This window comes from Nocardioides baculatus (assembly GCF_016735675.1).
GTDB lineage: Bacteria > Actinomycetota > Actinomycetes > Propionibacteriales > Nocardioidaceae > Nocardioides > Nocardioides baculatus.
Window position 1 is genome coordinate 688,179 of the sequence record NZ_JAERSG010000002.1, and the last position, 20,370, is coordinate 708,548.

The window sequence follows — 20,370 nt, forward strand, 5'->3', positions numbered from 1 at the left end:
ATGAGCGCTGAGCTCGACAACCTGTACCAGGAGATCATCCTGGACCACTACAAGAACCCTCACCACAAGGGACTCCGCGACCCGTTCGAGTCCGAGGTGCACCACGTCAACCCGACCTGCGGCGACGAGGTGACCCTCCGGGTGCACCTGGCCGACGGTGTGGTCGAGGACGTGTCCTACGACAGCGTCGGCTGCTCCATCTCGCAGGCGTCGGCGTCGGTGATGGCCGACCTCGTGATCGGCAAGCCGGTCGACGAGGCGATGTCGATCCACCAGACCTTCCTCGAGCTCATGCAGGGCAAGGGGAACGTCGAGCCCGACGAGGACGTCCTCGAGGACGGGATCGCCTTCGCCGGTGTCGCCAAGTTCCCCGCGCGCGTGAAGTGCGCACTGCTCTCCTGGATGGCGTGGAAGGACGCGACCACCCAGGCCCAGACTGAAGGAGTCAGCTCATGACCGAGTCCCCGCACGTCGACCACGGCGACCTCCCCGAGGTGCCCGAGGCTGGCCAGACCGGCGGCGGCACGTCGACCGTCACCATCGACGACGTCACCGAGGCGATGAAGGACGTCGTCGACCCCGAGCTCGGCATCAACGTCGTCGACCTCGGACTCGTCTACGGCGTCCACATCGACGAGGGCTCCAACGCCGTCCTCGACATGACGCTCACGTCAGCCGCCTGCCCGCTGACCGACGTGATCATGGACCAGACCAACCAGGCCCTCGAGGGGCTCGTCAACGACGTGGCCATCAACTGGGTCTGGATGCCGCCGTGGGGTCCCGACAAGATCACCGACGACGGCCGCGAGCAGCTGCGCGCCCTCGGCTTCAACGTCTGAGGTCGGGCACGCGCGCAGCGCGTGACCGAACCCGACGAGCTTGAGGGAGCCCCGCCTGCGAGGTCGTGACGGGCGGCTCGAAACCTGTCTGACCTCGCGGTCCGCGGGAGCGGTGGCCCAGCGACGTTCTGCGGCCCTCGAACGTGGCTCGACCACCGCCCGCCCGCGTGTCGCAGTACGACGCGCCGGCGGGCGGTGTCGTACCCACACTTTGGCGGCGCAGAAGGTGGCTGGACCACCGCTGGAAGATCGGCGGTGAGGGCAGGTCAGTCGCCGGCGCGCGCCCGCACCTTGGTCACCCAGTAGTCGGTCGTCGGCGTCGGGGTGGTGGTGAACCGGGCGTTGGGGAGGTAGAGGCGTGAGCCGAACCTGGCAACCGTCGTCGGCACGTCGAAGCTCGTCGACGACGCGAGGTCGCCGGAGTCGATCGTGCGCACGAGCCGTCCGCTGAGACCGGAGCGCGACAGGCGCAGGACGGCGATCTCGTTGAGCCGGTTGCGGACGACGTAGAGCGTGCGTCCGTGGCGCAACATGCCGTCACCCGCCGTGAGCGACGCGCCTCCGAGGTCCACCTCGGTGGCGACGCCGGTGGCAGGGTCGACGCGGTAGAGCAGGCCGCTGGTGGAGTTGACCACCAGGAGCGCCCGGCCGGTGGGCGTGGTGCTGATGCCGTTGGCACCGAGCCCCGACCCCTGGACCCACTCACCCGTGAGCGGCACCGTGGTCGCGGAGGCCGCGGGCTCGCCGTCGGCGCTGCGCGCCACGCGATAGAGCTGGGGACGGTTGGAGTCGGTGAACCAGGCAGCGTCCCTGGTCAGGACGACGTCGTTGACGAAGGTGGGCGCAGTCGCGAGCGGGATGTCGCGCAGCACGGCACCGGTCTCGGTGTCGATGACGCGGGCGGTGCCCGACGTGCCGCCGGCGACGTAGAGCCGGCCGTCCCGGTCCGTCTTCAGCCCGAGGGACGGCGTGCCCGGTCCCTGGCTGATCGTGCGACCCTCGCCGGTGCGCAGCGAGAGCTCGTAGATGTCACCGTCGGCGCGGGACCCGAAGTACGCCGTCGGGCCGGGACCGATGGCGATGCCCTCGGGCTGGAACCCGTCCGGCAGCTCGATGCGAGCCGGGAACGAGCCGCCGGGTGGAGCGCTGACGGCTCCTGCCGGCTGGGCACCGGAGACGAGGGCGAGGCTGAGGACGGCGACGGCGCCGGCGGTGAGCAGACGGGACATGGTGACCTCCGAGCAGGTGTGGACCATCGACGGTAGCCGTGCACGGCAAGCGGGCCGTGCGCGTCGGCGGCAGATAATCCGTGGCACCGCACACTGTGGAAGCGCACACTCCTCCCGTGCTGAACCCCCACCCGACGCGCTACGCCGAGCTCAACGGCGTGCTGCACGACCTCGTCACCGGCGCCCAGGCGGCGCTCGGCGAGTCGTTCGTCGGTGCGTACCTCCAGGGATCCTTCGCGCTCGGTGCGGGCGACCTGCACAGTGACTGCGACTTCCTCGTGGTCGTGCGGGAGCGACCCGACCCGCAGCAGGAGGCGGCGCTGCGCGAGCTCCACCGCGACCTCCCGCACCGCGAGGGCTTCTGGAACAGGCACCTCGAGGGTTCGTACGCCGTCGCTGGCGACCTGCGCACGACCAACGGCCTCGACCGCGAGTGGCTCTACGTGGACCACGGCAACGACGAGATGGAGTGGAGCACCCACTGCAACCGGCCCTGGACCCGGTGGATCCTCCGTGAGCACGGGATCACCCTCGTCGGCCCCTGCCCGGTCGAGCTGGTGGACCCGGTGCCCGACGACGTGCTGCGCGACTCCGCTCGCGCCGGCCTCACGACGCTCACCGACGACGTCCTCGGCTGGTGCCCGGCGCACATTGCGTGGTGCCAGCGCTACCTCGTCGTCCAGGCGTGCCGCAGCCTCTACACCGTGCGAACGGCGCAGGTGGCGAGCAAGCGCGACGCCCTGCGCTGGTCGATGATGCACGGCGACCCGCGCTGGCGACCGCTGCTCCAGCAGGTGCTCGCCGACCGCGACCGCGGCTTCGACCCGCACGACGAGCCGCGGCCCGGCTCGATCGACGAGGCGCGTGCGTTCGCTGCCCACGTCGCCGCCGTGGCCTGATGCTCTGGCCGGGTGGCTACCCTTCCCGCATGGAGCATCCCGAGGGCGAGGCCGACGCCGTTGACCTCAGCGAGATCGAGTTCGACCACGAGGAGCTGCGGGTCTTCTGGGAGCTCGCCCGCTACCACGCCAAGCTCAACGCCGCGCCGACCTACTTCGGCCCGACCACGCTCGAGTCGGTCCCGCCGCCCGCGTGGGCGTACGGCGACGCGGCCGAGGAGTCCGACGCGTTCGTCGCGCAGGTGCTGGCCGACGACGAGGGTCGGACGACCGCGCCGGAGGTGGACTACGCCGGGGAGCACCCGGAGACCGGCACGCTCTCGATCCTGTGCGACGGGTCCGGCGTCCCGCGGGCTCTCGTCGAGGTCACCGACGTGACGGTGACCGGTGACGAGGTCGTCGAGGCGTTCCGGGTCGTCTACCAACCCTGAGTGCCGGCGCCGTGTGGGAGAGTCCTTGCATGGCCGAGCGGATGACCTACCTCCTCGTCGACGGGGAGAACATCGACGCCACCCTGGGCACCTCCATCCTGGGTCGCCGGCCGCGACCGGAGGAGCGGCCGCGCTGGGACCGCCTGCTCGAGTGGGCCGAGCGCGCCTTCGACCAGGACGTGACGGGTCTCTTCTTCCTCGCCGCGAGCACCGAGCTGCCGACGAGCTTCGTCCAGGCCCTGCTGGCGATCGGCTTCAAGCCGATCCCGCTCAGCGGCGAGGGCAAGATCGTCGACATCGCCATCCAGCGCACGGCCGAGGCGCTCGTGGACCGCGACGCCGACGTCGTGCTGGTCAGCCACGACGGCGACTTCGTCGACCAGGTCTCGGCGCTGTGCGACGGCAGCCGCCAGGTCGGCGTCATCGGCTTCACCGAGTTCGTCAACGCGCAGTTCCGCAACCTGCCCGGCCTGCGGATCTTCGACCTCGAGTACGACCTGGGCGCCTTCAACACGCCGCTGCCGCGCGTCCGGATCATCCCGATCGACCAGTTCGACCCGCTCGAGTTCCTCTGACGCCTCAGAAGGACGGCACGAAGGCCGATGCGAGCGCCAGGGTCACGGCACCGATCCCCAGCAGGGACGGGGGACCTGCGCACCACGCGATCGTGCGTTGCAGCCTTGCGTCGGCACCCGCGTGCGCCAGTGCGAACCGCCAGTCGAGGTAGCCGCGGTACTGGGCCGGCGCGGTGGCGAAGCTGAGGGGGACGTAGACGAGCATCGCCGGACCAGTGGCGACCAGGGCCCACAGCGGGTTCCCCAGGTGCTCGGCGACGGCGTGGCCGGCGTACGCGAGAAGGCCGAAGCCGCCCAGCGCCGCGGCCGACAGCATGAAGGACAGCGGGCCGGTCGCCGGACCCCACGCCTCCACGCGCGCCAGCCACCACCGCGCGAGCCGGTCCTCGGAGCCGAGCTTGACGTCGGCGTAGACCGCCCACGCGAACAGCGCGACGGCCGCTACCCAGAACGCCGGCCAGCCACCCACGTCAGGAGAACATCCCCGGCGCACCACAGGTGTCGAAGCCGAGGCCGTGGCGGCTGTAGGTGTAGATCGCGTCGTCCGGGTTGGTGGCGTTGTGCAGCACGGTGACGATGCGTCCCTCACGTGACATCTGCCAGCCGGCTTCGTAGGGCGACTCGTTGCCGTCGGCCGGCATCAGGACGCCGAGGGGTTCCTCGGACTCGACGGCCGCGCCGCCGTAGAGGCGCTTGCGGCCCTCGAGGGCGCGTTGTGCTGCCGCCTCGTCGGCGAACAGCGACCGGTGCACGACTTCCTCGCCGGGCACCCACGTCAGCATGGTGGCGCCGGGCACGCCCAGCTCCTCGATGCCGAACTGCCGTGACCAGGCGGCGATGGCCCGGGGTGTCGCCCGGTTGTCGGTCGTCACCGAGACGGGTTCGTAGCACCGCATGTAGGAGTACGGGGTGAGGGCGAAGCGCTCGACCTCCTCCGGGGCGGTGGGCAGGAGCGTCCGCAGGGCTTCCACGGTCTCGCGGGAGGACCCGTCCGGCACCAGGACCTCGGTGTCGCCGAGCGCGACCAGGTGGGCGTCGGGATGCACGGCCACGTCCGGGAAGAACAGCTCCGGGAACCGGCCGTCGATGGTGTTGCCGTCGAGGACGTCCACCTCCTCGCTGAGCTGGCCGTCGAGGTGGAACTTCTCCCAGCCGTCGTCCGTGGTGCGCTCGAACCCGGCGTCCTCGAGGTCGGCCACCACATCGGTCATGTCGATCCCGTCGACGAGCCGGAACGCCTGCACCGACCTGGCGTCGTCGTCCAGGGGGTCGTGGTCGGTGGTGGCGAGCATCGTCCACCGCACGTCCACCTGGCTGAAGGTGGCACCGCCCTTGGTCATCTCCTCCACGGCGTCGGCGAGCGCGCCGATCGCGGCGAGGTCGGACTGGTCGACGGCGTCCACGCGGTCGGCGTACGACGTCCCGAGGTCGGTGAGCGTGGCCGCGTCGTCGTCGATCAGCCCGAGCCGCTCGGCCGAGTGCCGGTCGCTGCTGAAGTCGACGAGACCCACGTCGGGAGGCAGCAGGCCGAGGGCCTCCTCGACCGGGCTGACGTCCGTCGAGTCCTCGCTGACCGACACCTGCTTCGCAGGGTTGTCCGGGTCGTCCGGGTCGGACGACCTCGCGTCCGAGCACCCGACCAGCACGAGTGCGGCGACCGCGAGCAGAGCCGACCTACGGTGTCCCCCGACATGGCGCATGGCGCGGACTGTAGCGGCGGCGTCGCGATCCGGGCACCCCCTCAGGACGCACTAGGGTCGGCGGCGTGCCGACCGTCCTCGTCCCCGCCGTCCGCTGGGAGCGCTGGGTCGACAACTTCGTGGCGGGGCACGGCGCGACGCCGCTCGTCGTGGCGGACGGCGGCCTGCGCGGGGAGGCCGAGGACGGCTCGCACTTCGCAGCGCGGCTGCCCTTCGACACGTCGTACGCCGGACCGGCGGAGCCGGGTGGCTTCGCGTCCGCCGCTGCCGTGCCCGACGCCTGGGGCGTGCTGCTGGTGCGCAAGGGGGGCTTCGCGGTCGCGCGGCTGGCCGCCGCGGCGATGGTCGAGCACAAGATCGGCCAGCGCCACGTGCAGGGACGCACCAAGGCCGGCGGCCAGAGCCAGCAGCGCTTCGCCCGCCGCCGGGACAACCAGGCGCGGCAGGCCTACGAGGCCGCCGCCGACCACGCCGCGCGGATCCTGGCCGGCGTACGCCTCGTGGTGACCGGCGGGGACCACGGCGCCGTCGACGCCGTGCTGGCCGACGCCCGGTTGTCGGGCCTGGCGGTCGTCGAGCCGTGGCTGGCGGTGCCCGATCCACGCCGCGCGGTGCTGGACCAGGCGATCCTCGATGCGCAGGCGATCAGCGTCGAGGTCGTCAACGCGTAGCGTCAGGGCCGCTCGTCCCGAAGCTCGGCCTCGATCTCGCGCCGTCGCACGTCCCAGCGCTCGACGATGCCGTCCAGCTCCGCGCTGACGAAGGCGAGGTACTCCCGCATCAGGACCAGTCGGTGCCGCGCGGCGGAGTCGTCGGCGAGCCCGGCGATGCCGTCGTCGAGGGCCTTGAGCATGGGCGTGTACGCGTGGTCCTTCTGCATCATCGCGCCGTGCCAGGCGTCGTCGTCCACGACGTAGACGTCGCGCCGGGTCCCGTGCTCGCGCTCGCGGTGGACGAACCCGACCTGGGTGAGGAACTTGATCGCGCCCGACACGGCCGCCGCGCTGATGCCGAGGGCTGCCGACAGGTCGGCGGAGGTCATCCGCCCGTCGTCGTCGGCGGTGAGGGCCGCGAAGACGCGGGACGGGAGCCGGGGGAGTCCGGCATCGGTCAGTGCGGCGCCCATCCGCTCGACGTACTGCTGGACGGGGGAGCGCTGCATGCAACCATCTTACGAAGATTCACAAAACTGTGAAGACGGGCGTACGGTGGAAGGCGTGAGCAACCCGATCGAGGTCCACGGCCTGGTCAAGACGTTCGGCAGCACGGTGGCCCTCGCCGGCCTCGACCTCGAGCTCGCGGCGGGGGAGGTGCACGGCTTCCTCGGGCCCAACGGGGCGGGCAAGTCGACCACGATCCGCGTGCTGCTGGGGCTGCTGCGCAGCGATGCGGGCAGCACGACCGTGTTCGGCCTCGACCCGTGGCGCGATGCGACCGAGATCCACCGGCGGCTGGCCTACGTCCCCGGCGACGTCAGTCTCTGGCCCAACCTCTCCGGTGGCGAGACGATCGACCTGCTGCTGCGGATGCGGGGGATCGACCCCCGCGGCACGCGGCGCGACGAGCTGCTCCAGCGCTTCGAGCTCGACCCGACCAAGAAGGGCCGCGCCTACAGCAAGGGCAATCGCCAGAAGGTCGCCCTCGTCGCCGCGTTCGCCGCGCCCGTCGACCTGTTGGTCCTCGACGAGCCCACCTCCGGGCTCGATCCGCTGATGGAGCAGGTCTTCAACGAGTGCGTCGCCGAGCACGGTGCGGAGGGCACGACGGTCCTGCTGTCGAGCCACATCCTCAGCGAGGTCGAGCGGCTCGCCGACCGGGTCACGATCATCCGCGCCGGCCGCGCGGTCGAGTCCGGCTCGCTCGACGACCTGCGGCACCTGCGCCGCAACCGGGTCCGCGCCGAGGTGTCCGGCGTCGTGCCCGACGTGTCGCGGATCGACGGTGTGCACGACGTCGACGTCGACGGGCGCGTGATCACTGCCTCCGTCGACCCCGCGGGCCTGTCCGGCCTCCTCGCCGCCCTCACCGGCGCGGGGGTCGTCTCGCTGACCAGCACGCCACCGACCCTCGAGGAGCTGTTCCTCGACGCCTACCGGACCACGCCATGAACCTCGCCGGCACCCGGCTGCTCCTGCGCTTCGGCCTGCGTCGTGACCGGGTGCTGGTGACCGCCTGGGTGCTCGTCCTCGTCGCCACCGTCGCGGTCAGCGCCGCCGCGACCGGTCCGCTCTACGACACCGAGGCCGACCGGGTCGCCGCGGCGGAGGCGCTCAACGCCAGCCCGGCGATCGTCGCGCTCTACGGTCCGATCCTGGACACTTCGAGTCTCGGCGAGCTGTCGATGACCAAGATGACCGTGCTCTACGCGGTGTTCGTCGCGTTCATGTCGGTGGTGCTCGTACGCCGGCACACGCGCGTCGAGGAGGAGACGGGTCGTGCGGAGCTGGTCGGCGCCACGGCCGTGGGGGCGGCCGCGCCGACGGCGGCCGCGGTGCTCGAGGCGGTGCTCGCCTCGCTCGTGCTCGGGACGCTGGCCGCCGTCGCCGACATCGCCTGCGGCCTGCCGGTGGTCGGCTCGATCCTGTTCGGTGCCTCGTGGGCCGGCATCGGCCTGGTGGGTGCCGGGATCGCGCTGCTGGCCGCGCAGCTGTCGAGCAGCGCCCGCAGCGTCGGGTTCCTCGCCTCCGCCGCGGTCGGCGCCCTCTACCTCCTGCGCGTGATCGGCGACGTCACCTCGGCGACCTGGCTGTCGTGGCTGACCCCCTTCGGCTGGGGGACGCAGCTCAGCGCGTGGTCCGAGCCCCGGGTGTGGCTGCTGCTCGGCTACCCGCTGCTCGCCGGTGCCCTGACGGCGCTGGCGCTTCGGTTGCGACGTCGTCGGGACCTCGGCGCCGGGGTCATCCCGGACCGCCCCGGCCCGGCCGTCGGCTCGCCCCGGCTGCGCGACGCCGCCGCGCTCGTCGTACGCCAGCAGGGGCCGGCGCTCGTCGGCTGGACCGTCGGTATCGCCGTCATCGGCACCCTGATGGGGTCGATCGTCCCGTCAATCGGCGACCTGCTCGACACCGACCGCACCCGCCCGGTCATCGAGGCGATGGGAGGGGCGGGCGGGCTCCAGGACGCGCTGGTCTTCGCGATCGCGTCCGTCGTGGCGGTCGTCATCACCTGCTTCGGCATCGGCACCGTGACCCGCGCCGCCGGCGACGAGCACGACGGCCGCACCGAGACGGTCCTCGCGACCGCGACCTCGCGACGGCTCCTCCTGCTGGCCGTCGGGGGAGCGGCGGTGCTCGGCAGCACCTGGCTCCTCCTCGTCGCAGGTGTGGCGACCGCGATCGGCCGCGGTGACGGCCTCGCCGCGGTCGGCGCCTCGCTCGTCCAGGCTCCCGCGGTCTGGCTGGTCCTCGCCCTGGCCCTCCTCCTGCTGTCCGTGCGCAGCCGATGGGCCGTGGCCGGGTGGGCCGTGCTGGCGCTCTTCGTCACCGTCGGCCAGGTGGGTCCCGGTCTCGACCTGCCCGACTGGGTCCTGGGCCTCTCGCCCTTCCACCACGTGCCGCGCTACCCCTCCGAGGCGTTCGCCTGGCGGCCCGAGGTGCTGATGACGGCGCTCACGGTGCTCGTGCTGGGCGTGGCGTGGACGCGCTACCGCAGCCGCGACATCGGCTAGCGTCACGCACATGTGGCAACCCGAGCCGGGATGGCAGCCGCTCCCGGGCGCGGGACCGGCGACCGCGGGCGTCTGGTCGGCCACCTCGGGAGGCCGCGAGGTCGTGGTCAAGCGGCTGCGCCGACCCGATCCCCACGACGCGCCGGGCGCGCTCATCCCCGGCGACGTCAACTACTGGCGCCGCGCCGCGGACGTCGCCCTGAGCGGGGTCGTCGCCACGTCACCCGGCCTGCGCGAAGCCGCCGTCGTACGCGTCGAGGAGGACGACGAGGGCGTCACGCTCGTCCACGAGCGCGTCGAGCACCACGTCGCACCCGGGCTCTGGCTGGCCTCGTGCCTGGGCCGGTTCGCCGCGACCGACCTCGGCGACCACGCCTGGCTGGCCCGCGACCAGCTGCGCAGCCGCCTCGCCCTGGTCGCGCACCGCGGCGGCTGGCTGACCCTCGCGCGTACGCCCATGGCCGACATCGCCGACCACCTCTGGTCCCACCGCACCCGATGGCTCGACACGTGCGACGCGCTCCCACAGGTCGCGCAGCACGGCGATCCCTCCGCCGCCAACATCCCCGGCCGATGCCCGGACGCGGACGGTGCCGTCGCGATCGACTGGGCACACCTCGGGCGTGGCCCGGTCGGTGCCGACCTCGGCTACCTCTCCCTCGCCACCCGCGAGGACGTCGAACCCCTCGTCGAGGCCTACGTCGCCGCCCTCCCGGCCGGCATCGCCGGCACCGACGACGTACGCACCGGTGCGCGCGTGATGGCCGTCTACACCGCGCTCACGCGGCTCGACTGGGCGCTGGCGCGCGTCGCCGACGGCGAAGGTGCGCTCGCCGGGAAGTTCCGCCACCCCAGCGTCGCGCCCTACATCCGCGCGATGCAGCGCCAGGTCGACCAGATCGAGGCCCTGCTGGCCTGACCGGACCTACAGCTGGGAGGCCGAGAAGGTGTCGCACGCCTCGAGCGTGCCCTCCTCGTAGCCCTTGGTGAACCACGCCATCCGCTGCTCCGACGAGCCGTGGGTCCAGCCCTCGGGGTCGACGCCCTGGCCGGACTTCTGCTGGATCCGGTCGTCGCCGACGGCCTTGGCCGAGTCGAGGGCCTCGGCGATGTCGCCGTCGTCGAGGGTGATCAGCTCGCTGTCCTCGGCGTAGGACGTCCACATGCCGGCGTAGCAGTCGGCCTGCAGCTCGAGGCGTACGGCGTCGGAGTTGGCCCCCTGCTGGGTGCGGACCTGGCCCATGGTGCCCATCAGGTTCTGGATGTGGTGGCCGTACTCGTGGCCGATGACGTAGGGCTCCACGAAGTCGCCACCCTCGCCGCCGAGCTGCTGCTCGAGCACGTCACGGAAGAAGGTGGTGTCGAGGTAGATCCGCTGGTCGGGCGGGCAGTAGAAGGGCCCGACCTGCGAGGAGGCCTCGCCGCAGCCGGTGTTGACGGCGCCGCTGAACGTGCGCAGCGTGGCCGGCTGGAGCTCCATGCCGCCCTGCTCGGGCAGCGTCTTCGTCCAGTAGTCGACCAGCGAGTTCTCGACCGCGACGCGGGCGCAGTCCTCGTCCTCGTTGGCGTCGGCGCCGGTCTTGCAGTTGGCGTAGCGCTCGCTGTCGTCCATCCGGCTGGCGTCGGTGCCGCCGCCCTGCGGGTCGATGCCGGTGCCGCTGCCCGTGCCGCCGGGCAGGCCGCCGCCCGTGCACTGGGTGAGCACGACGAACAGGATGATGATGACCAGTCCGCCGATGCCGCCGCCGGCCCGCGTCCCGCCGGGGAGCGGGATCCGCATCGGGCCGCCACCGCCGCCTCCGCCGCTGCCGCCGTCGCCCACGCGGGAGGTGTCGAGACGGGACTTGGGGTTGAAGCGCATCGGCGTGCCTTTCCGCAGGTCGACGGGTCGCAGCAGACGTCGCCGGAACCCTCAGCGCAGGTTAGCGCGTGAGGTCGCCGATGGGGCTCCGGGCACCACCCCTTCGTAGGATGACGTCCGAGATGATCACCGCCCAGAAGCTCGAGGTCAGAGCCGGCGCGCGGCTCCTCATGGAGGACGTCACCTTCCGCATCGCCGCAGGCGACAAGGTCGGCCTCGTGGGGCGCAACGGTGCCGGCAAGACGACCCTCACCCGCATCCTCGCCGGCGAGGGCACGCCCGCCGACGGCCAGGTGCTCCGCACCGGCGAGGTCGGCTACCTGCCGCAGGACCCGCGGGTCGGCGACCCCGAGGTGATCGCGCGCGACCGGATCCTGTCGGCCCGCGGCCTCGACGAGGTCGTACGCCGCCTGCGTGACGCCGAGGTCGAGATGGCCGACCCCGACCCGAAGGTCCACGAGCGTGGGATGAAGCGGTGGTCGCGCGCCGACGCCGAGCTGCACGCCGGTGGCGGGTACGCCGCCGAGTCGGAGGCCGCGCAGATGGCGGCTGCCCTCGGGATCGAGGAGCGCATCCTCGCCCAGCCGATCGGCACCCTGTCCGGTGGCCAGCGCCGCCGCGTCGAGCTCGCCCGCATCCTCTTCTCCGGCGCCGAGATCATGCTGCTCGACGAGCCGACCAACCACCTCGACGCGGACTCGATCGTGTGGCTGCGCGACTTCCTCAAGGCGCACCGCGGCGGGTTCGTGGTGATCAGCCACGACAACGCGCTGCTCGAGGCGACCGTCAACAAGGTCTTCCACCTCGACGCCAACCGGGCCGTGATCGACGTCTACAACATGGGCTGGCACAACTACCTGACCCAGCGCGAGGACGACGAGAAGCGTCGCAAGCGCGAGCGCTCGAACGCCGAGAACAAGGCCAAGGTGCTCACCGACCAGGCCAACAAGATGCGCGCCAAGGCCACCAAGGCCCAGGCGGCACAGTCGATGCTCAAGCGCGCCGAGAAGATGATGGCCGGCATCGAGGGCGAGCGCGCCGCCGACAAGGTCGCCCGGATCGCCTTCCCGGAGCCGGCCCCGTGCGGCAAGACGCCGCTGATGGGCTCGGAGCTCTCGAAGTCCTACGGCTCGCTCGAGGTCTTCACCGCGGTCGACCTGGCGATCGACCGGGGGAGCCGTGTGGTGATCCTCGGCCTCAACGGCGCCGGCAAGACCACGATGCTGCGCATCCTCGCGGGCGTCGACCAGCCCGACACCGGCGAGGTCGTGCCGGGCTACGGCCTCAAGATGGGCTACTACGCCCAGGAGCACGAGACGCTCGACGTGAACCGGACGGTGCTGGAGAACATGCACTCCGCCGCGCCCGAGCTCACCGACACGCAGGCCCGCTCGGTCCTCGGATCGTTCCTCTTCTCCGGCGACGACGCCCACAAGCCAGCCGGTGTCCTGTCGGGTGGCGAGAAGACCCGGCTCGCGCTGGCGATCCTCGTCGTCTCGAGCGCCAACGTGCTGCTCCTCGACGAGCCGACCAACAACCTCGACCCGGCCTCCCGCGAGGAGGTGCTGCACGCGATCCGCAGCTACACCGGCGCGATCATCCTGGTCACCCACGACGAGGGCGCCGTGCGGGCGCTGTCCCCGGACCGGGTGCTGCTCCTGCCCGACGGCGACGAGGACCTCTGGAACGACGACTACGCCGACCTGGTCTCGCTCGCCTGACCGAGACATTACTGACGAGTAGTAACCTGCGGCCATGACTCCCGAAGAGCTCGCCGCCGTCGGTCTCCGCCTCGATGTCGACGGCGCCGTCGCGGCCGTGACGCTCGACCGGCCCGACGTCCGCAACGCGCAGACGCCGGCGATGTGGCTGGCGCTCGGCGAGATCGGCCGCACCCTGCCCGACGACGTACGCGTCGTGGTGGTCACGGGGGAGGGGGAAACCTTCTCCGCCGGTCTCGACCGCGCGATGCTCGACCCGTCGACGTCGGGGGAGGAGAGCGTGATCGGCCTGCTGGCGCTCAGCGACGAGGAGGCGTCGGCGCGGATCGAGGAGTTCCAGCGGGGCTTCACGTGGCTGCGCGACCCGCGCTTCGTCTCGATCGCCAAGGTCCGGGGCTACGCCATCGGGGCAGGCTTCCAGCTGGCGCTGTCGTGCGACCTGCGGGTCGTCTCGGACGACGCGAAGTTCTCCATGAAGGAGTCGGCGCTCGGGCTCGTCCCCGACCTCACCGGCACCAAGCCGCTGGTCGAGCTCGTCGGCTACGCCCGGGCGCTGGAGATCTGCGCGACCGCGCGCGTCGTACCCGCGGACGAGGCCGTGCGCATCGGCCTCGCCTCGGCGTCGCATCCCGCAGACCAGCTCGACGCAGCCGTCGACGAGCTCGCTGCCGCTCTCACGGCGCCGATGCCCGGCGTCGTCCCGGAGACCAAGGCGCTGCTGCAGGGTGCGGCCGACCGCGACCTCGACGAGCAGCGTCGCCTCGAGCGGGAGGCGCAGGTACGCCGCTTCCGGGCCGTCGCGGCCGCACTGGCCGGCTGAGCGTCGTACCCCTCCGGAACACTGGGGGCGGAGCAGGCGTTGTGCCTGCGGTTGGCGGAGCTAGGGAAGGGGCATCAACATGTCGGTCGGCATGGGCGGACCGCCCTGGCGGCACCTGCGCAGCGACCGGAGCGTCGTCGACAACAAGATCGAGCGCAACACGGTCCGGCGCGTCCTGGGGTTCGCCGGCCCGCACCGCAGGCTGATCGCGGCGTTCCTCGCCATCACGGTCGTCGACGCCGCGCTCGTCGTGGTCCCGCCGCTGCTGCTCAAGGCGATCATCGACGACGGCGTGCAGACGGGCGACACGTCACTGGTCGTGTGGCTCGCCGCCCTGGTGGCGCTGGTCGCAGTGCTGGACGCCGGGTTCGGGCTGGTCACCGGTTGGCTGTCCAGCCGGATCGGCGAGGGGCTGATCTACGACCTCCGCACGCAGGTCTTCGCCCACGTCCAGCGCCAGTCGCTGGCGTTCTTCACACGCACCCAGACCGGTGCGCTCGTGAGCAGGCTCAACAACGACGTCATCGGCGCGCAGCGCGCCTTCACCTCGACGCTCCAGGGCACCGTCTCCAACATCATCGCGGCCGTCGTCGTCGGCGTGACCATGCTCTTCCTGAGCTGGCCGGTGACGCTGCTGTGCCTCGCGCTGTTCCCGATCCTGCTGCTCGCCTCCCGGCTGGTCGGGGCGCGGCTCGCCGACCTGTCGCGCCAGCAGATGGACGGCAACGCCGACCTCGGCAACGCGATGACCGAGCGGTTCAACGTCGGTGGCGCGATGCTGCTCAAGCTCTTCGGCAGGCGTGAGGCCGAGGACGTGGTCTACGCCCGGAAGGCTGCGGTCGTCCGCGACCTCGGCATCCGGATCTCCCTGCTCACCCGGATCTTCTTCGCCGCCATGACCCTGGTGCCGTCGCTCGCGACCGCCCTGGTCTACGGCATCGGCGGCTGGCTCGCGATCCGCGGCGACCTCTCCGTCGGCACGATCGTCGCGCTCGGCGTGCTGCTCACCCGGCTGCTCGGTCCCCTGCAGGGCCTCTCCAACGTCCGCATCGACGTGATGACCGCGCTCGTCTCCTTCGACCGGGTCTTCGAGGTGCTCGACCTGCCGTCGCTGATCCAGGAGAAGCCCGACGCCGTCGCGCTCCCGCCCACCGCCTCACGCCTCGAGTTCGACCACGTCGCCTTCACCTACCCGCGCGCCGACCAGATCTCGCTGGCCTCGCTCGAGACCGTCGCCCGCACCGAGTCCCGCGACACCGGTCAGGTCCTGCACGACGTGTCGTTCGTGGCCGAGCCCGGGTCGATGGTCGCCCTCGTCGGCCCGTCCGGTGCCGGCAAGACCACGGTCACCCACCTCGTCGCCCGGCTCTACGACGTCGAGTCCGGCGCGGTCCGCGTCGGCGGCCGCGACGTGCGCGACGTGACCCTCCAGTCGCTGGAGGACGTCGTCGGCTACGTCACCCAGGACGCCCACATGTTCCACGACACGATCCGGGCCAACCTGCTCTACGCCCGCCCGGGAGCGGTGGAGGGCGACATCTGGGCGGCCCTCGAGGCCGCGCAGATCGCCCACCTGGTGCGATCCCTCCCCGACGGCCTCGACACCGTCGTGGGAGACCGGGGTTACCGGCTCTCCGGCGGCGAGCGACAGCGGCTCGCGATCGCGCGACTGCTGCTCAAGGCGCCGTCGATCGTCGTCCTCGACGAGGCGACCGCCCACCTCGACAGCGAGTCCGAGGCCGCGGTCCAGCAGGCGCTCGACGCCGCACTCGAGGGCCGTACGTCACTCGTCATCGCGCACCGGCTCTCGACGGTTCGCAACGCCGACCTGATCCTCGTCCTCGACGACGGCCGCGTCGTCCAGCAGGGCACGCACGCCGACCTGATCGCCGCCGGTGGGCTCTACGCCACCCTCCACGCCACGCAGTTCCGTGAGGACCGGGCTCCAGCGAGCACCTAGCCGACGCAACGTCCCGTGCAGTGGTGCGAGGGGGCGCCCGACTGCGATCGGGAGCGCGCACGCGCATCGGTTCCGCGGCACGTGCACGGGTGCTTGCACGCAGGGCCGGGGACCCGTGGTGGCTAGGGTCGAAACCATGGACCTCCAGCTCACCGACCGTGTCTACCTCGTCACCGGGGGAGGCCGCGGCCTCGGCCGGGCCACCGCCGACGCGCTGGTCGCCGAGGGTGCGCGCGTCGTCATCTCGGGGCGCTCCCAGGAGTCGATCGACGAGGCGACGTCTGCCCTCAACGAGGACGCAGGGCGCGACGCCGCCGTCGGCGTGGTCGCCGACAACGCCGAGCACGACACCCCTGCGCGCCTGCTCGCCGCCGCCGACGGGGCGTGGGGCCGCGTCGACGGAGCGCTGATCAGTGTCGGCGGCCCGCCGAAGGGTCCGGTCACGAGCATCACCGACGAGCAGTGGAGCGCGGCCTTCGAGTCGGTGTTCCTCGGAGCCGTACGCCTCGCTCGCGAGGTGGGCGTGGCGCTGCCGGCCGGCGGCTCGCTCGGCCTCGTCCTCTCCTCGAGCGTGCGTGCCCCACTCCCGGAGATGGCGATCTCCAACGGCCTGCGACCCGGGCTGGCGATGATCGCCAAGACCCTCGCGGATGAGCTCGGACCGCAGGGCGTCCGCGTCAACGGGCTGCTGCCCGGTCGCATCGCGACCGATCGCGTCGCCGAGCTCGACGCGTCCACCGGTGACGCCGAGGCCGCGCGCCGGGCATCGGAGGCGAGCATCCCTCTGGGGCGCTACGGCGAGCCGGAGGAATTCGGCGCGGTGGCCGCCTTCCTGCTCTCGCCCGCAGCCTCATTCCTGACGGGCGTGATGCTCCCGGTCGACGGCGGGCTGCTCCGCAGCCTCTGACCCGGCCCGGTCGGCCACGTCGTCCTCGTCGTCCTCGCTGCCCGAGTCGAGGCGCTCGCGCCACGTCTTGCGTCGCGGCCCCGCCGGCTGGGGCGTCGGACGCTCGACCGTCGGCCGTGCCGGTCCGCGGCCTCCGCGCATCTCGTCGTACACGAGGAAGAGGAAGCCGAAGATGGCCAGCGCGCCGAAGAACCACCACTGCAGGCCGTAGAAGAAGTGCGGTCCGTTGTTGAGCTCGGGCAGCTCGACCGGCAGGAGCGCCTCGGCGGGCTCGGGCGACTCCGAGCGGAGGTCGACCCAGCCGCCCAGGACCTCCCGGTCCAGCGCACGGCCGATCTCCTCGCTGTTGACCGCGCGGGTCGACTGGCCGCTCACCTCGGTGCTGTCGCCCTCCGCGTCCTGGCGTACCCATCCGGTCACGGTGACCTCGCCGCTCGGCGGCGCCGGTACGTCGGCCGTGGTGGCGCCGCGGTTGGTGGTGGCGTACCAGCCGCGGTCCACCAGCATGCTCGACCCGTCCGCCAGCTCGAGCGGGACGACGACGTCGACACCGGCCTCGCCCTCGCGGGTGCGGTAGCGCACGATCACGGTGTCGTCGACGGCGTAGGTCCCGGTGGCCTCCACGATGCGCCACTCGGAGTCGGCCGCGACCGGCTGTCCGGGGGCCATCACCTCGGCGACGGGAGCCGGACCGGCCTCCTCGTTGCGCTCGATGATCGCGTTGCGGTCGCGACGGTCGTCGAGCCGGTGGAACTGCCACTCACCCAGGCGCCAGGCCACCCACGCCAGGAACACGACGACGAGCGCGAAGGCGATCCAGCGGCGCGAGACCAGGAACCGCAGCTTGTGCACGCGACGAGGCTATCCGGGACGGCCACAGCGGATGAGGGGTGCCTCGTTAGAGTGATACGTGTGACGACACCTCTGGCAGACCGCTTCGGCCGCGTGGCCACGGACCTGCGGGTCTCGCTCACCGATCGCTGCAACCTGCGGTGCAACTACTGCATGCCCGCGGAGGGCCTCGACTGGCTCCCGACCGAGCAGACGCTGAGCGACGACGAGACCGTCCGGTTGATCACGATCGGTGTCGAGCGGCTCGGGATCCGCGAGGTGAGGTTCACCGGCGGTGAGCCGCTGCTGCGCCGGGGTCTCGTCGACATCGTGGGCCGGACGCACGCGCTCGGCGTCGAGACGTCGCTCACCACCAACGCGCTCGGGCTCGCGCGCACGGCGCAGGCCCTCGCCGACGCCGGCCTCGACCGGATCAACGCCAGCATCGACACCGTGCGCCCCGAGACCTTCGCGACGATCACCCGGCGCGACCGGCTCAAGGACGTCGTGGCCGGCCTCGAGGCGGCCAAGGCCGCGGGCCTGGGTCCGATCAAGCTCAACGCCGTGCTGCTGCGTGGGACCAACGACGACCAGGCCGCCGAGCTGCTGCGGTGGAGCATCGAGCACGGCTACGACCTGCGCTTCATCGAGCAGATGCCGCTCGACGCCCAGCACGACTGGAGCCGCGCCGCGATGGTGACGGCCGACGAGATCTTCGAGCAGCTCAACGCCGAGTTCGTCCTGACGCCCAACGGCGAGCCTCGCGGGAGCGCGCCCGCCGAGCTGTTCGACGTCGACGGCGGCCCGGCCACCGTGGGCATCATCGCCTCGGTCACGCGCCCCTTCTGCGGTGACTGCGACCGCGTCCGGCTCACCGCCGACGGCCAGGTGCGCAACTGCCTGTTCGCACGCGAGGAGTCCGACCTGCGACTGGCGCTGCGCTCCGGGGCCACCGACGAGGAGATCGCCGAGCGCTGGGTCGTCGCGATGCGTGGCAAGCGCGCCGGCCACGGCATCGACGACGTGACCTTCCTGCAGCCCGACCGCCCGATGTCGGCGATCGGCGGCTGATCACCGCCGCACCTGTGCGCTGACGCTGGTCAGTCCGGCTGTCGGTCAGTCCGGCTGGTGGCGTACGACGTCGCGCAGGAACCCGCGGGCTCCGAGGAAGTCCGAGAGGGACACCCGGTGCTCGTCGCAGGCGAGCCACGACTTGCGGCGCTCCGGCGTGTGGATCTTCGGGTTGTTCCACTGCAGGTCCCACACGGCATCGGCCTGGCAGCCCTTGGCCGAGCAGATCGCGCGGTCCGGGTCGTCCATCGAGGGCCTCCCGGGCGACGGAGATGGGATCGGGGCTGGAGCGGAAAAGAAGAGGTGCCGGACAGCCACGGGGGGAAGCTGTCCGGCACCTCAGGTACGAGGCACAGACGGGGGATGCTGCGCTCGCGAGCCAGATCATTCCACGGGGATGGGTGAAAACCAAACTTTCGGATGACGGCGATTCTTCAAATTTTCCTCAACGTTCGGGATCGCCCGCCGTCAGTTCCTTGGCGCCGGGGCCCTCGGGCAGACGGAATCCGTCGTCGCGCTGGTCGCCGGCGTTGGCGATGACCACGGCGAAGAACGGCAGGAAGACCGCCGCCGCGACCAGGACCCATCGAAAGACGCCGGGGCCGACGAGGACGGCGGCGAAGAAGCACACGAAGCGGATGCTCATCGACACGGCGTAGCGCACCTGTCGCGACTTCATGTCGTCGGCCGCGCTGCTGCGTGCCGTCGTGATGCGTACTGCGTCCGCCTTGGCCATGCCCTCCACAGTACGTCGCTAGGCTCCCGATCACACGGGGCGTGAGACCGCACTGGGAACCGTCCCCGGCCCATCACGAGGAGGACCCATGTCCAACCGCACCTACCGCGTCACCGAGATCGTCGGTACGTCGCCCGACGGCATCGACCAGGCGATCCGCAACGGCATCGAGCGGGCCGGCCAGACACTGCGCCACATCGACTGGTTCGAGGTCACCCAGGTCCGCGGCCAGGCCAAGGACGGCGTGGTCGAGCACTTCCAGGTCGGCATGAAGGTCGGCTTCCGCCTCGAGGACGAGTGAGGCGGGCCGAGTTCGGCCTACCACTCGGTAATCACTAGCGTCGTGGAGCGTGAGCGAGATTCCCAGCACTGACCCCGGTCCCGCGCCCCGTTCCGTCCTGGTCACCGGGGGCAACCGCGGCATCGGCCGCGCGATCGCCGAGGCCTTCATCGCCCAGGGCGACAAGGTCGCGGTCACCACGCGCAGCGGCGGCGCCCCCGACGGCGCCCTCGACGTCCGCTGCGACATCACCGACCCCGACGCCGTCGAGGCCGCCTTCGCGCAGGTGGAGGAGGCGCACGGCCCGGTCGAGGTCCTCGTCGCCAACGCGGGGATCACCAAGGACACGCTCCTGCTCCGGATGAGCGAGGACGACTGGTCGTCGGTCATCGACACCAACCTCACCGGGACCTTCCGGCTCGCCAAGCGCGCCGCCAAGGGCATGCTGCGCCTGCGTCGCGGCCGGATCATCCTGATCTCCTCGGTCGTCGGCCTGCTCGGCTCCGCCGGCCAGGTCAACTACGCCGCCTCCAAGGCCGGACTGGTGGGCGTCGCCCGGTCGCTCGCGCGCGAGCTCGGCAGTCGCTCGATCACCACCAACGTCGTCGCGCCCGGCTTCGTCGAGACCGACATGACCGACGTGCTCACCGACGAGCAGAAGGCGACCATCAAGACCCAGGTGCCGCTCGGTCGCTACGCCTCCCCGGCCGAGGTCGCCTCGGCCGTCACCTGGCTCGCCTCCGACGGCGCCGCCTACGTCACCGGGGCCGTGATCCCGGTCGACGGCGGCCTCGGCATGGGCCACTGAGCCTCCACGCCCCCCGACCTCGACCAGAGAGCAGG

General features: G+C 71.8%; 24 protein-coding genes. 16 read left to right on the plus strand and 8 right to left on the minus strand.

Features of this window, described 5'->3' with window-relative positions:
- Complete coding sequence (gene sufU, locus JI751_RS09110; RefSeq protein ID WP_201935623.1) at positions 1–456, plus strand: Fe-S cluster assembly sulfur transfer protein SufU; 456 nt, start codon at positions 1–3, stop codon at positions 454–456.
- Positions 453–839 (plus strand): metal-sulfur cluster assembly factor, encoded by a 387-nt coding sequence (locus JI751_RS09115; RefSeq protein WP_201935625.1) that lies wholly within the window; start codon positions 453–455, stop codon positions 837–839. Before sufU ends, JI751_RS09115 begins: the two co-directional genes overlap by 4 nt.
- A gap of 266 nt (positions 840–1,105) precedes the next feature.
- On the opposite strand, the gene JI751_RS09120 is transcribed toward JI751_RS09115, so the two are convergent.
- Entirely contained in the window at positions 1,106–2,068 is a 963-nt protein-coding gene (locus JI751_RS09120) for an SMP-30/gluconolactonase/LRE family protein (protein WP_201935627.1), read from the minus strand.
- A gap of 116 nt (positions 2,069–2,184) precedes the next feature.
- Between JI751_RS09120 and JI751_RS09125 the strand changes: the two genes are divergently transcribed.
- The 3 genes from JI751_RS09125 to JI751_RS09135 are packed head-to-tail and all read left to right on the plus strand — an operon-like array spanning position 2,185 to position 3,973.
- Entirely contained in the window at positions 2,185–2,967 is a 783-nt protein-coding gene (locus JI751_RS09125) for an aminoglycoside adenylyltransferase domain-containing protein (RefSeq protein ID WP_201935629.1), read from the plus strand.
- 29 nt (positions 2,968–2,996) lie between these two features.
- Positions 2,997–3,398, plus strand: coding sequence for a hypothetical protein (locus tag JI751_RS09130; protein ID WP_201935630.1), 402 nt, complete (start codon positions 2,997–2,999; stop codon positions 3,396–3,398).
- 29 nt (positions 3,399–3,427) lie between these two features.
- Positions 3,428–3,973: an NYN domain-containing protein gene (locus tag JI751_RS09135; protein WP_129473573.1), complete on the plus strand. Its 546-nt coding sequence runs from the start codon at positions 3,428–3,430 to the stop codon at positions 3,971–3,973.
- 4 nt (positions 3,974–3,977) lie between these two features.
- Here JI751_RS09135 and JI751_RS09140 read toward each other — a convergent pair whose 3' ends face one another.
- Entirely contained in the window at positions 3,978–4,442 is a 465-nt protein-coding gene (locus JI751_RS09140; RefSeq protein WP_201935631.1) for a hypothetical protein, read from the minus strand.
- A gap of 1 nt (position 4,443) precedes the next feature.
- On the minus strand, positions 4,444–5,673 hold the full coding sequence (locus JI751_RS09145; RefSeq protein ID WP_201935632.1) for a type 1 periplasmic-binding domain-containing protein: 1,230 nt from the start codon (positions 5,671–5,673) through the stop codon (positions 4,444–4,446).
- Between the two features lie 65 nt (positions 5,674–5,738).
- On the opposite strand from JI751_RS09145, the gene JI751_RS21465 reads away from it, so the two are divergent.
- Positions 5,739–6,344, plus strand: coding sequence for an acVLRF1 family peptidyl-tRNA hydrolase (locus JI751_RS21465; protein WP_201935633.1), 606 nt, complete (start codon positions 5,739–5,741; stop codon positions 6,342–6,344).
- Between the two features lie 2 nt (positions 6,345–6,346).
- On the opposite strand, the gene JI751_RS09155 is transcribed toward JI751_RS21465, so the two are convergent.
- Positions 6,347–6,835, minus strand: a complete 489-nt coding sequence (locus tag JI751_RS09155; RefSeq protein WP_201935636.1) for a GbsR/MarR family transcriptional regulator — start codon at positions 6,833–6,835, stop codon at positions 6,347–6,349.
- Positions 6,836–6,890: 55 nt separating this feature from the next.
- Here JI751_RS09155 and JI751_RS09160 point away from each other — a divergent pair, with 55 nt between their 5' ends.
- The 3 genes from JI751_RS09160 to JI751_RS09170 are packed head-to-tail and all read left to right on the plus strand — an operon-like array spanning position 6,891 to position 10,259.
- Entirely contained in the window at positions 6,891–7,781 is an 891-nt protein-coding gene (locus JI751_RS09160; RefSeq protein WP_307814038.1) for an ABC transporter ATP-binding protein, read from the plus strand.
- On the plus strand, positions 7,778–9,340 hold the full coding sequence (locus tag JI751_RS09165) for an ABC transporter permease (protein ID WP_201935638.1): 1,563 nt from the start codon (positions 7,778–7,780) through the stop codon (positions 9,338–9,340). Before JI751_RS09160 ends, JI751_RS09165 begins: the two co-directional genes overlap by 4 nt.
- A gap of 10 nt (positions 9,341–9,350) precedes the next feature.
- On the plus strand, positions 9,351–10,259 hold the full coding sequence (locus tag JI751_RS09170) for a phosphotransferase (protein ID WP_201935639.1): 909 nt from the start codon (positions 9,351–9,353) through the stop codon (positions 10,257–10,259).
- A 6-nt stretch (positions 10,260–10,265) separates the two neighbouring features.
- On the opposite strand, the gene ypfJ is transcribed toward JI751_RS09170, so the two are convergent.
- On the minus strand, positions 10,266–11,201 hold the full coding sequence (ypfJ, locus tag JI751_RS09175; RefSeq protein ID WP_201935640.1) for a KPN_02809 family neutral zinc metallopeptidase: 936 nt from the start codon (positions 11,199–11,201) through the stop codon (positions 10,266–10,268).
- 122 nt (positions 11,202–11,323) lie between these two features.
- Here ypfJ and JI751_RS09180 point away from each other — a divergent pair, with 122 nt between their 5' ends.
- The 4 genes from JI751_RS09180 to JI751_RS09195 all read left to right on the plus strand — a co-directional run bounded on the left by JI751_RS09180 (position 11,324) and on the right by JI751_RS09195 (position 16,609).
- A complete protein-coding gene (locus JI751_RS09180; RefSeq protein ID WP_201935641.1) occupies positions 11,324–12,922 on the plus strand; it encodes an ABC-F family ATP-binding cassette domain-containing protein in 1,599 nt (532 codons plus the stop codon).
- A gap of 34 nt (positions 12,923–12,956) precedes the next feature.
- Positions 12,957–13,742: an enoyl-CoA hydratase/isomerase family protein gene (locus JI751_RS09185; protein ID WP_201935642.1), complete on the plus strand. Its 786-nt coding sequence runs from the start codon at positions 12,957–12,959 to the stop codon at positions 13,740–13,742.
- 79 nt (positions 13,743–13,821) lie between these two features.
- Entirely contained in the window at positions 13,822–15,702 is a 1,881-nt protein-coding gene (locus tag JI751_RS09190; protein ID WP_201935643.1) for an ABC transporter ATP-binding protein, read from the plus strand.
- 136 nt (positions 15,703–15,838) lie between these two features.
- Positions 15,839–16,609, plus strand: a complete 771-nt coding sequence (locus JI751_RS09195; RefSeq protein WP_201935645.1) for an SDR family oxidoreductase — start codon at positions 15,839–15,841, stop codon at positions 16,607–16,609.
- On the opposite strand, the gene JI751_RS09200 is transcribed toward JI751_RS09195, so the two are convergent.
- Positions 16,553–17,461: an SURF1 family cytochrome oxidase biogenesis protein gene (locus JI751_RS09200; RefSeq protein ID WP_201935648.1), complete on the minus strand. Its 909-nt coding sequence runs from the start codon at positions 17,459–17,461 to the stop codon at positions 16,553–16,555. The two genes, JI751_RS09195 and JI751_RS09200, sit on opposite strands and share 57 nt — an antisense overlap.
- A 60-nt stretch (positions 17,462–17,521) precedes the next feature.
- On the opposite strand from JI751_RS09200, the gene moaA reads away from it, so the two are divergent.
- A complete protein-coding gene (gene moaA, locus JI751_RS09205; RefSeq protein ID WP_201935650.1) occupies positions 17,522–18,511 on the plus strand; it encodes a GTP 3',8-cyclase MoaA in 990 nt (329 codons plus the stop codon).
- Positions 18,512–18,556: 45 nt separating this feature from the next.
- Here the strand turns inward: moaA and JI751_RS09210 are convergent, their stop codons facing one another.
- On the minus strand, positions 18,557–18,760 hold the full coding sequence (locus tag JI751_RS09210; protein WP_201935652.1) for an acetone carboxylase: 204 nt from the start codon (positions 18,758–18,760) through the stop codon (positions 18,557–18,559).
- 196 nt (positions 18,761–18,956) lie between these two features.
- Positions 18,957–19,247 (minus strand): DUF3099 domain-containing protein, encoded by a 291-nt coding sequence (locus JI751_RS09215; protein ID WP_201935654.1) that lies wholly within the window; start codon positions 19,245–19,247, stop codon positions 18,957–18,959.
- An 88-nt stretch (positions 19,248–19,335) separates the two neighbouring features.
- Between JI751_RS09215 and JI751_RS09220 the strand changes: the two genes are divergently transcribed.
- Together JI751_RS09220 and fabG are read left to right on the plus strand one after the other, a co-directional pair.
- Entirely contained in the window at positions 19,336–19,548 is a 213-nt protein-coding gene (locus JI751_RS09220; RefSeq protein WP_201935656.1) for a dodecin, read from the plus strand.
- 58 nt (positions 19,549–19,606) lie between these two features.
- Entirely contained in the window at positions 19,607–20,335 is a 729-nt protein-coding gene (fabG, locus tag JI751_RS09225) for a 3-oxoacyl-[acyl-carrier-protein] reductase (RefSeq protein ID WP_201935878.1), read from the plus strand.
- Positions 20,336–20,370 lie beyond the last annotated feature (35 nt).

What these genes read in the sequence shown, in the direction of transcription:
- JI751_RS09220 (WP_201935656.1), top strand. Translation starts at nt 19,336, where the DNA reads ATGTCCAACCGCACCTACCGCGTCACCGAGATCGTCGGTACGTCGCCC.
- JI751_RS09130 (WP_201935630.1), top strand. Translation starts at nt 2,997, where the DNA reads ATGGAGCATCCCGAGGGCGAGGCCGACGCCGTTGACCTCAGCGAGATC.
- JI751_RS09115 (WP_201935625.1), top strand. Translation starts at nt 453, where the DNA reads ATGACCGAGTCCCCGCACGTCGACCACGGCGACCTCCCCGAGGTGCCC.
- JI751_RS09155 (WP_201935636.1), bottom strand. Translation starts at nt 6,835, where the DNA reads ATGCAGCGCTCCCCCGTCCAGCAGTACGTCGAGCGGATGGGCGCCGCA.
- JI751_RS09120 (WP_201935627.1), bottom strand. Translation starts at nt 2,068, where the DNA reads ATGTCCCGTCTGCTCACCGCCGGCGCCGTCGCCGTCCTCAGCCTCGCC.
- JI751_RS09145 (WP_201935632.1), bottom strand. Translation starts at nt 5,673, where the DNA reads ATGCGCCATGTCGGGGGACACCGTAGGTCGGCTCTGCTCGCGGTCGCC.
- JI751_RS09180 (WP_201935641.1), top strand. Translation starts at nt 11,324, where the DNA reads ATGATCACCGCCCAGAAGCTCGAGGTCAGAGCCGGCGCGCGGCTCCTC.
- JI751_RS09135 (WP_129473573.1), top strand. Translation starts at nt 3,428, where the DNA reads ATGGCCGAGCGGATGACCTACCTCCTCGTCGACGGGGAGAACATCGAC.
- JI751_RS09215 (WP_201935654.1), bottom strand. Translation starts at nt 19,247, where the DNA reads ATGGCCAAGGCGGACGCAGTACGCATCACGACGGCACGCAGCAGCGCG.
- JI751_RS09170 (WP_201935639.1), top strand. Translation starts at nt 9,351, where the DNA reads ATGTGGCAACCCGAGCCGGGATGGCAGCCGCTCCCGGGCGCGGGACCG.
- JI751_RS09210 (WP_201935652.1), bottom strand. Translation starts at nt 18,760, where the DNA reads ATGGACGACCCGGACCGCGCGATCTGCTCGGCCAAGGGCTGCCAGGCC.
- JI751_RS09195 (WP_201935645.1), top strand. Translation starts at nt 15,839, where the DNA reads ATGGACCTCCAGCTCACCGACCGTGTCTACCTCGTCACCGGGGGAGGC.
- JI751_RS09190 (WP_201935643.1), top strand. Translation starts at nt 13,822, where the DNA reads ATGTCGGTCGGCATGGGCGGACCGCCCTGGCGGCACCTGCGCAGCGAC.
- sufU (WP_201935623.1), top strand. Translation starts at nt 1, where the DNA reads ATGAGCGCTGAGCTCGACAACCTGTACCAGGAGATCATCCTGGACCAC.
- JI751_RS09165 (WP_201935638.1), top strand. Translation starts at nt 7,778, where the DNA reads ATGAACCTCGCCGGCACCCGGCTGCTCCTGCGCTTCGGCCTGCGTCGT.
- JI751_RS09185 (WP_201935642.1), top strand. Translation starts at nt 12,957, where the DNA reads ATGACTCCCGAAGAGCTCGCCGCCGTCGGTCTCCGCCTCGATGTCGAC.
- ypfJ (WP_201935640.1), bottom strand. Translation starts at nt 11,201, where the DNA reads ATGCGCTTCAACCCCAAGTCCCGTCTCGACACCTCCCGCGTGGGCGAC.